9 protein-coding genes are annotated in these 10852 nt (G+C 30.8%); 8 read left to right on the top strand and 1 reads right to left on the bottom strand.

Features of this window, described 5'->3' with window-relative positions:
• Positions 1–397: 397 nt before the first annotated feature.
• The 6 genes from C0982_RS10075 to panC all read left to right on the top strand — a co-directional run bounded on the left by C0982_RS10075 (position 398) and on the right by panC (position 7092).
• Entirely contained in the window at positions 398–1795 is a 1398-nt protein-coding gene (locus C0982_RS10075) for a glutamate synthase-related protein (protein WP_101774075.1), read from the top strand.
• A gap of 266 nt (positions 1796–2061) precedes the next feature.
• Positions 2062–3537 carry a DUF1538 domain-containing protein gene (locus C0982_RS10070; protein WP_101774074.1) on the top strand — a complete coding sequence of 492 codons (1476 nt, stop codon included), beginning with the start codon at positions 2062–2064 and terminating at the stop codon, positions 3535–3537.
• 2 nt (positions 3538–3539) lie between these two features.
• Positions 3540–4202, top strand: coding sequence for a P-II family nitrogen regulator (locus C0982_RS10065; RefSeq protein WP_242961557.1), 663 nt, complete (start codon positions 3540–3542; stop codon positions 4200–4202).
• A gap of 222 nt (positions 4203–4424) precedes the next feature.
• A complete protein-coding gene (locus tag C0982_RS10060; protein ID WP_101774073.1) occupies positions 4425–5303 on the top strand; it encodes a Rossmann-like and DUF2520 domain-containing protein in 879 nt (292 codons plus the stop codon).
• Positions 5304–5322: 19 nt separating this feature from the next.
• Positions 5323–6147, top strand: coding sequence for a 3-methyl-2-oxobutanoate hydroxymethyltransferase (gene panB / locus C0982_RS10055; protein ID WP_101774072.1), 825 nt, complete (start codon positions 5323–5325; stop codon positions 6145–6147).
• Between the two features lie 96 nt (positions 6148–6243).
• Complete coding sequence (panC, locus tag C0982_RS10050; RefSeq protein WP_101774071.1) at positions 6244–7092, top strand: pantoate--beta-alanine ligase; 849 nt, start codon at positions 6244–6246, stop codon at positions 7090–7092.
• Between the two features lie 44 nt (positions 7093–7136).
• On the opposite strand, the gene C0982_RS10045 is transcribed toward panC, so the two are convergent.
• Entirely contained in the window at positions 7137–7868 is a 732-nt protein-coding gene (locus tag C0982_RS10045) for an HAD family hydrolase (RefSeq protein ID WP_278336055.1), read from the bottom strand.
• A gap of 243 nt (positions 7869–8111) precedes the next feature.
• Between C0982_RS10045 and C0982_RS10040 the strand changes: the two genes are divergently transcribed.
• A complete protein-coding gene (locus tag C0982_RS10040; protein ID WP_242961556.1) occupies positions 8112–8657 on the top strand; it encodes an HD domain-containing protein in 546 nt (181 codons plus the stop codon).
• A gap of 160 nt (positions 8658–8817) precedes the next feature.
• On the top strand, positions 8818–10852 hold a 2035-nt coding region (locus tag C0982_RS10035; RefSeq protein ID WP_180946937.1), incomplete at its 3' end, for an InlB B-repeat-containing protein.

Here is a 10852-nt window from a genome sequence, read left to right as displayed (position 1 = left end):
ACAGCATACTTGTAGGTGGTGGAGAAAATTCAGTATCTAAATCTGTATATGATGGATTAAAAGTAACTAATAAAGAAAGAATACATGGAGCTGATAGATACTCTACAGCAGTGAAGATATCTCAAAGACTTGATAGAGTTTCAACTCCGATAGGAAGATAGTTACAAGATAATAATAAATGAAAATTTAATATTAAACAAAAGAAAAAATAAAAAAATAAAATTCGGATATCATATTATCCGGATTTTATTTTTTGTTTAAAATCAAAAAAAGATTGACACTTTACTTTGAAATGATTCATACTATAAATATATAGAATAATCTGTTTATTTGAAAAAAAGTAACAATTAATTTTTAATTATATGAATAATTTTTTATTAATAAGGAGGAATATTGTATGGCAATTTATGAATGTAGCGATTGTGGATTTAGATACGATGAAGAGAGAGAAGGAATATTATTTAAAGATTTAGCGGAGGATTGGAAATGTCCAATATGTGGTGCTGATAAATCTTTGTTTGAATTAGTTGAAGGCGGAGATCTAACAACTGACATTGAAGTGAAAATAGATGAAAATGATTTATCTCTTCCACGAGAATTAGTAATTAATAATAAAGGCGTTATGGGAGAAATTCATAAAATATCAGAAAGTGGAAAATCTACTACAGAGCCAATGGAAACATTGGAAGAAATAACTGGTTTTGAAGATATATTGCTTTTAGGGGCACAATTGTCTGTAACTCCATTAGATGATGATGAATTCGTAAGATCACAGACCGTTATAGGTAAAAAAGCTAAAAGACCTATGGTTATAGAGAGTCCTATTTATGTATCACATATGAGTTTTGGAGCATTATCAAGAGAGGCTAAATTTGCGTTATCTAAAGGTGCTGCAATGGCTAAAACAGCAATGTGTAGTGGTGAAGGTGGTATTTTGCCGGAAGAAAAAGAAGCTGCATATAAATATATATTTGAATACATACCAAATCTTTACAGCGTAACAGATGAAAACTTAAAGAGTTCAGATGCCATAGAAATAAAAATTGGACAAGGTACAAAGCCAGGTATGGGTGGACATCTTCCAGGAGAAAAGGTAACAGAAGAAATTGCAAAAATAAGAGGAAAAAATGTTGGAGAGGACATAAAGAGTCCTTCTCATTTTAAAGATATAAAAACACCTGATGATTTAAAAAAATTAGTTGATAACCTTAGAGAAAGAAGTGAAGGAAGACCTATAGGTGTTAAAATAGCTGCAGGAAGAATAGAAGAAGATTTAAAATTTATACTTCACTCTAACCCAGATTTTATTACAATCGACGGAAGAGGTGGAGCTACGGGGTCTTCTCCAAAGTTTTTAAAAGATAACTCATCAGTTCCAACTGTATATGCACTTCATAGAGCCGTAAAATATTTAAATGCTAATAACTCTGATATAGATCTGATTATAACAGGCGGATTAAGAACTAGTGGAGATTTTGCAAAATGTTTGGCTATGGGAGCTACTGCTATTGCAGTTGCATCTGCACCTCTTATGGCACTTGGATGTCAACGATATAGACTATGCCATAATGATAGATGTCCAATGGGAATTGCAACACAAGATGAAAACTTAAGAAAAAGATTAGATATTGAGAAAGGTTCTAAGAGAGTTGCCAACTATTTTAATGTATCTACAGAAGAAATAAAAATATTAGCTAGGTGTACCGGTCACAAGGATGTACACGATTTTTCTACAGACGATATTGAGACAACTAGCTTAGAAATATCGGAAAATACAAATATAAATCACTGTTAAAAATAATAATGTTAATAAGCGATATGTCTTGATTTTGGAAAGTTAATTAAGGTATATCGCTTTATTTTATTGTTAACTAAAATTTATAGAAAATTGACACAATTAATATAAATATATATAATATTAATGTAGGAAATAATATAGAGATTATTATAAACTAAAGTATTAAATAGAAAGGAGGATATAATTTAATAATTTAGTATCTTTAAAGTAGTAATAATCCTTGTTAAAATTAAAAAAAAATTTAATAAGAAAGGACTGTTAATTTGAGTATAGTAAAATTAAAATTTAAAGAAGTTTTCTTTTCGGTATTACCTGTTACTCTAATAGTTTTAATATTAAACTTTACGCTGGTGCCAATGGAACCAAATTTAGTTGTAAGGTTTGTCATCGGAGCAGCATTTATGATAATTGGGCTAACTATCTTCTTAATAGGAGTAGACGTGGGTATAATTCCAATTGGAAATGCAATGGGAAAAGGTATTACGAAATCAAACAAATTATGGATAGTGGCTTTAGCAGGAGCACTATTAGGATTTATTATATCAGTTGCTGAACCAGATCTTCATATTTTAGCAAATCAGGTAGAAACAGTAACTGCAGGACAAATTCCACAAGCGACAATCTTAGTAGTCGTATCGTTGGGGATAGCAGTATTATTAGCGGTAGGTCTTATAAGGATAGTTCATAAAATACCACTTTATAAGTTGCTCACGGTATTATACGGAGTAATATTTGTACTAGCTATTTTCACATCTCCAGAATTTTTAGCAATATCATTTGACGCATCAGGTGCTACAACAGGAGCACTGACTGTGCCATTTATACTAGCATTATCTCTAGGTATTTCAAAAATAAGAAAAGATAGTAAGGGTTCAGAAGAAGACAGTTTCGGATTAGTAGCAGTATCGTCAACAGGTGCAATAATAGCGGTTATGTTGATGAGTATAATATCAAAGCAGGAAAAAATAAGTGGTAGTCTAGAAATGGCAAACTCGACGAGTGGAATTATTAGACCATTTTTAGAAAAAATACCAGCAACAACTTATGAGGTTGTAGTTGCGTTATTACCTATAGTAGCTTTATTTTTGATATTCCAAAAAATCAGTTTTAAAATTCCTAAAAGCAACATAAAGAAAATAATGTTTGGAGTTCTTTTTACCCTTATCGGCTTAGTGATGTTTTTAGTTGGAGTAAGTGCTGGATTTATGGAGACAGGAAGTGTTTTGGGATATAAATTGGCAATAATGAAAAACAAGTCATTTATAGTGGTGATTGCATTTGTTTTAGGAATGGTGACAATATTAGCAGAGCCAGCTGTTCACGTGTTGACACAGCAAGTAGAAGAGGTTACGAGCGGAACAGTAAGCCCAAATATAGTAATGGTATCTTTAGGGATAGGAGTTGCGTTAGCTGTATCTCTATCAATAGTTAGAATATTAGTTCCGGGATTGGAGCTTTGGCACTATTTATTACCGGGATATTTAATTTCTATAGCACTTACATACATTGTTCCAGAACTATTTGTAGGAATAGCTTTTGATTCAGGAGGAGTTGCTTCTGGTCCAATGGCAGCAACATTTATACTTGCATTTGCTCAAGGTGCGGCAGAGGGAATTGAAGGTGCAAATGTAATGGTAGATGGGTTTGGTATAATAGCTATGATTGCTATGGCTCCATTAATTACCTTGCAAATTTTAGGTTTTATATATAAAATGAAATCTAAGAGGAGGGGGGTTTAAGAGTGAAGAGTAAATTCGACCTATGTAATACAGAGCTTTTACAGGTAATAGTGAACTATGGTATGGGGGCAAAGGTAACAAAGTTTGCTAAAAAATTTGATATTATAGGTTCTAGTCTTACATATGCAAGAGGAACTGTAAATAATAAAATAATGGAATATTTGGGTATATCAGATACCCTTAAAGAAATAATTTATCTAGTTGTTCCATCAAATAAAGCAAAAGAAATAATGATTGAATTGAGTAGAAAATTCAAGTTTGATAAACCAAACTGCGGTATTGTTTTTTCAACAAAAATAACACATATTTCATGTAAAATTGATGGAGAAAGAAACGTTGAAAGAGAGGAAGATGAACATATGTATGATCTTATCACTACGGTTGTTGATAGGGGAAATGGTGAGGATGTAATATCTGCCGCAAAAAAAGGTGGCTCAAATGGTGGTACTATAATGAATGCCAGAGGGTCTGGTATTGGGGTTACTAGTAAGGTGTTCTCAGTGGAGATTGAACCAGAAAGAGAAATTGTAATAATACTATCAAAATCTGACAAGACAGACAGTATTGTATCTTCAATAAATAAATTGTTAGAAGATGAAAGTGAATGCAATGGTATAGTATACGTACAGGAAGTAAGTAAGGCCTATGGAATGTATGAAAAATAAATTTATGGGTGGCGATTTTTATCGCCATCTTTTATTTTATAATAAGGGACTCAATGTTTTTTCAAATGAGAAATAAGTATATTTTTTTATTGATTTAAGTAAGGATTTATGATAAATTTAACCTATGGTGGTATTCGGAGGAAGCTACACATTTTGAACATTATTATTATTTAAATCAATAATTTTTATTGGTATTACACTCTTAAACGGAGGTGATAACTTATGATTAAAATTGGATTTATTGGTGCTGGAAAAGTAGGTGTTTCTCTAGGGAAGTACTTTTCTGAAGTAGAAGATTTAAGTATAGTAGGTTATTATAGTAGATCTGTTGAAAGCTCTAGCTATGCGGCTAAGGTTACAAATTCGGCACAGTATAACAATTTAGAAAAACTAATAGAAAAAAGTAATATCTTAATAATAACAACTCCAGACGATGCAATTAAAGATATTTGGAGTCAAGTATCATCAATTAATATTCAAAATAAGGTGATTTGTCACTGTAGTGGCTCATTATCATCAGAAACTTTCTTCGACATATCAGAAAAGAATGCTTATGCGTGTTCATTTCATCCATTAATGGCTATAAATAGCAAGGAATACTCATATAAGGAATTAGGAGATGCATTTTTTACTGTTGAGGGCGATAAATACGCTGTCGAAATCATCGAAAATATCTTTAAAAAAACCAATAATGATTATAAAGTAATAAATACATCTGAGAAAACCAGATATCATATATCATCTGTTTTCATAAGTAATTTTATGTTGGCACTGGGAAATGTGTCTTTGAAATTGCTCAAAGAATACGGATTTGATGAAAAGAGTGGTCTAGAAGCACTTAATTCCTTGGCAATGGGAAATATCAAAAAGTTTTTTGAAAAAGGTCCTTCTGAGGCACTTACAGGTCCTATTGAAAGAAACGATCTTGGTACTGTAAAAAGGCATTTAGATGCACTATCCTCAGAAGAATATGATAGGATAGAAAAAATTTACAGATTAATGAGTTTAGAACTTGTGGATATAGCATCAAATAAAAATCATGAAAAAGATTATGAAAATTTGAAGAATTTGTTGGAGAAGGGGGATAGTACTCAAAAATAGCGAGTACTAAAAATGTAAAATGAAAAATTCAGTTGCAACATTTAAAGAAGCAAAGAAAAATGGTGAAAAACTAACTATGCTTACAGCATACGATTACTCTACTGCAAAAATAATGGATGAATGTGGAGTAAACTCTATATTAGTAGGTGATTCTTTGGGAATGGTAATGCTTGGATATGAAGACACGCTTAGCGTTACTATGGATGATATGGTTCATCATACTGCAGCAGTATCTAGAGGCGTAAAAAATGCATTAGTTGTAGGAGATATGCCATTTTTATCATATAATACAGGAATTAGAGATGCGGTTATAAATGCAGGTAGATTAATGACAGAAGGAAGAGCTCACTGCGTTAAATTAGAAGGTGGCAAGGAAGTTGCCGATGTAATAAAGGCGATTGTAGAGGCAAAAATACCTGTATGTGCTCATATAGGATTAACTCCACAAGCTATCAATGCACTTGGCGGGTTTAAAGTTCAAGGTAAAAATGCTGATTCCGCAAAAAAAATAATAGAAGATGCAATTGCGGTACAAGAAGCGGGTGCTTTTGCAGTTGTACTTGAGTGTGTTCCAGATGCTTTGGCAGAGAAGATAAGCAATATGCTAGACATCCCTACAATAGGTATAGGAGCAGGAGTTGGATGTGATGGTCAAGTATTGGTATATCAAGATATGCTAGGTCTTTACAGCGATTTTACACCAAAATTTGTTAAGAAATTTTCAAACGTTGGAGATGTAATGAGAGAAGGAATAAATTCTTACATCAAAGAAGTGAAGGATGGAAGTTTCCCAGAAGAAAAACATTCATTTAAAATGGATAAAAGTATATTAGAGCAACTTTAGTATGTTGTTTTTAAAATAAATAACAAAATATTAAAAATAGAAATTAAAAGTAATGGGAGGGGTTTTTATATTTTATAAAAACCAATTTATAAACATATGCAAATAATAACTAAAATAGAAAAAATGCAGCAAATATCAGATTCAATAAAGGTATCTAGACAAAGCATTGGAATGGTACCGACTATGGGATATCTTCATGATGGACATAAGAGTCTGATAAAAAAAGCTAGAGAAAATAATGATATAGTCGTTGTAAGTGTATTTTTGAATCCAATTCAATTTGGACCAGATGAAGATTTTGAAAATTATCCAAGAGATTTGGAAAGAGATGCTAAAATATGTGAAGAACTTGGTGCTGACTACGTATTTCATCCAGATAAGGATGATATGTACCCAAGGGATTTCTCTACATTCGTAGTACCAGGTGAAAGCATGACAAATGTACTTTGTGGTGTTTCTAGGCCAGGTCATTTCAGAGGAGTTTGCACGGTTCTTACAAAATTATTTTCAATAGTGAGACCGGATAATGCTTATTTTGGAGAGAAGGATATACAGCAGCTATCTATAGTGACTAAGTTAGTAAGTGATTTGAATTTAAGAGTAAATATTATTGGCTGTCCGATTGTTAGAGAAGAAGATGGACTTGCTAAGAGCTCAAGAAATACATATTTAAATGACGAGGAAAGAAAAGCTGCCTTAGTTCTTAGAAATAGTATATTAGAGGGAAAGAAGTTAATCGATAGTGGAGAAATGGATACAGAAGTTATTTTAAAAAGCATAGTGAATTTTATAAATGAAGAACCTTTAGCTAAAATTGATTATGTAGAAATAGTAGATTTTGATACTTTTGAAAAAATAGAAAAAATCAAAGATAATACAATAATAGCTATGGCAGTATATATAGGAAAAACAAGATTAATAGACAATATATTGGTAAGAATATAATAAAAAAGAGGTCATTTCAATATTTTATATTGAAGTGACCTCTTTTACTTTTTAATTAAAGATTTTATAAGGTTATAAATTTCATCAAAAGAATTTATCGTATAGGAAGCCGTTGAAACTCTATCAGTTGGCTTATAACTTCTATGGTTTACCCATATTGTGCTGTAACCAGCGTTATTTGCTCCAATTATATCATTTTGGTAGGAGTCTCCAATATAGAAAAATTCATTGCTATTATCTTTTGAATACATTTCGTTATACTTATCTGCTGAGGTTTTGAGCATAGATTTTTTAACATAATCAAAAATTCTACTGTCTGGCTTGTGGAATCCAACGTCTTCTGATATAAAAATACAATTTTTTTGTACATATCTGTATATATCTAGATATTTTAATTTTTCAAATTGGTTATCATGAAGTCCATTAGAGATTATACCTATTTGGTAGTTATTTTCTTTTAAAAGATTTAGAGATTTTTCCATGTATTCATTTAACTTGATACTTTTCTTTGCCTTTGTATATTCGTGTTGGAATTTAATAGCTTTTTCATTATCTATATATATATTATGATCGGCAAATGCAGATTTTGCTCTGTAAATACAAAGATATTCCATGCTGATTTCACCTTCTAATGCCTTACCATAGAGTTGGTTATTATATTCTCTAAAATCCAGAAAAATATCATATATGTTCTTTGCAACATAGTGAAACGTATTTTTAAAGGCAATTAAAAAAGGTTCTTCTAAATCATAAAGAGTATCATCTAAATCAAAAATAAAAAACTTAATATCATCATCTCCTTTCTAAATCACCTATATTATACAACGGATATACATTCATTGTACAATATCGATATTTAATTATTTTAATTTAAAAAAATCTATAAAAAATAATTTTCTGGGTATATTCTTATAACATATTTAATATATGTGCAAATGTTAGTTTTTATAATAAGAAAAATAATTTGATTTATGGTGATATGCCTTGTAATATAAAGATAGAATATATTACAATAGGAGGTGACTAAAATAGAAAGAAACAGATTTGAAAAAAACTTATACTTATATACAGAAATAGAAAAATTAATAGTAGAACATGGGCAGGATATATTGACGCATGAAAATATGCAAAAAGAAAAAGAGTTTATACAGCACGGAGATGTAAATTGCTATGATCATTCAATATTCGTTGCTTATATGAGTATATTAATAGTACAGACATTAAAATTAAATGTAAATATAAATAGTTTGATTAGGGGAGCATTGCTTCATGATTATTTCTTATATGATTGGCATGAAAAATCTGAAGATAATAAGTGGCATGGATTTACACATGCGCAAACCGCTCTTAACAGTGCACTTAATGACTTTGAATTATCAGAAATAGAAGAGGATATAATAAAAAAGCATATGTTTCCGCTTAATATTGAATTGCCTAGCTACAAGGAAAGTGTAGTTGTTACAATAGCAGATAAGCTTTGTGCAATAGCGGATATGATAGAGTTGTACAAAAATCGTAATAAAGAAAGATGTACAAACATTGATCTTATTTTAGATGAAAACTAAAAATAGGCGAAATTCGATTTTCAAAGTAAAAAAGAAAGTTTTTTTAAAAAAAACAAAATAAAAAATAAAAATTACTGAAATTATACTATATTTTTAAAATAAATATAGTATAATAAAATGTAGGAGAATTAAAAAAAATAAATATAGGGGGAATTAGTTTATGAAAAAAATATTAACAGCTACTTTGGCAACTATTTTGACATTATCAACTGTCACAGGAAATTTTGGATCAAATTCTTATGCAGAAGGAACCTCGCAAAATGAAAATCAAATGCCTTCATTTATGTATATTAATGAAGGGTTTAATAAATTTGTGAATCTTAAAGGACATGCTGTATTTGAAAAAAATAGTGATGGAACACCGATGGATGGAGTTGTAAGATTAACAGAAGCGAAACCCAGTCAATTTGGATCTATAATAACTAATAAGCCGGTACCAATAAATACTTACTATGAGCTAAAAGGAAAGTTGAGTTTAGGTAAGGATTTTGCTAATTTGGAAGATGGTATTGCTTTTATGTTCGTTCCAGAATCTGAAATAAGTAAGCTTGGGGATGCTGGTAATGGATCATCTATAGGTATAGGTAAAGTGGATAATGCATTTGGATTTAAGCTAGATACCTTTTACAACGGAGAAGATGAAGAATTTGCAGAAAAAGATCCGATTGAATTCAACGGATTACGATTTGGAGGATATATAAAAACAGATGAAAATGGAAGAGTTCATAATGTTAAAGTAGATTCAGCTGGTAACGGATCTTCTAAACCAAAAGAAATCGGGAGAAGAGCTGGTTATAGAGATTTTACTTTAAAAGTAGCTGATTCAATTTTTACTTTTGAATTTGATGGTGATGTTGGTGATAAAATATCATGGACTGCAGATGCATCTAAGGTATTGAACTTAGATACTCCATATAGATTGGTAATATCATCATCTACTGGAGCAAAGTATGGAGAACATTTAATTAAAGTAAATGAAATTGCATATTTACAACCAGTGTTGAGGGTTTATTATTATGATAAAGACACAAATGACGAGATAAAAGGTATAAAATATATGTTTGGTAATATAGGGGATTCATATAATATTACTAAAGATACAATAGATGGATATTCATTTGTTAATTCAGATGGTGAATTGTCTGGAAGATATTTAAGTAATAAAGAAATAAATCTTTACTATACAAAAAATGTGAATATTACTCTAAATCCAAATGGAGGAAAATTTGAAGATAATACTACTGATAATAAACAAATATCATTAGAAAAGGGTAAGACTCTGACAGAAAAAAATCCAACTAAAGAAGATTATGTGTTCAAAGGTTGGTATACTGACAAAGAACTTACAAAGCCATTTGACATAAATACACCGATAAATAGCGATACAACATTGTATGCAAAATGGGAAAAAGAAAAGGTGAATGTAACATTAGATCCAAACGGAGGAAAGTTTGGAGATAATACAACAGAACCAAAGGTAGTCCCAGTAGAAAAAGGTGAAAAAGCTACAGAGGAAAAACCAACAAAACAAGATCATATATTCAAAGGATGGTACACAGATAAAGAATTTACAAAACCATTTGATTTCAATACACTGATAAATAGTGCGATAACACTATATGCAAAATGGGAAAAAGAAAAGGTGAATGTAACATTAGAGCCAAATGGAGGAAAGTTTGGAGATAATACAACAGAACCAAAGGTAGTCCCAGTAGAAAAAGGTGAAAAAGCTACAGAGGAAAAACCAACAAAGCCTAATTACAAATTTGACGGTTGGTACACAGATAAAGAACTTACAAAACCATTTGATTTCAATACACCGATAAATAGCGATACAACATTGTATGCAAAATGGGAAAAAGAAAAGGTGAGTTTAACATTAGAGCCAAACGGAGGAAAGTTTGGAGATAATACAACAGAACCAAAGGTAGTCCCAGTAGAAAAAGGTGAAAAAGCTATAGAGGAAAGACCAACAAAACAAGATCATATATTCAAAGGATGGTATACAGACAAAGAACTTACAAAACCATTTGATTTCAATACACCGATAAATAACGATACAACACTATATGCAAAATGGGAAAAAGAAAAGGTGAGTTTAACATTAGAGCCAAATGGAGGAAAGTTTGGAGATAATACAACAGAACCAAAGGTAGTCCCAGTAGAAAAAGGTGAAAAAGCTACAGAGGAAAAAC

Source organism: Peptostreptococcus faecalis (assembly GCF_900240845.1).
Taxonomy (GTDB): domain Bacteria; phylum Bacillota; class Clostridia; order Peptostreptococcales; family Peptostreptococcaceae; genus Peptostreptococcus; species Peptostreptococcus faecalis.
This window is presented reverse-complemented; position numbering and strand designations above follow the sequence as displayed.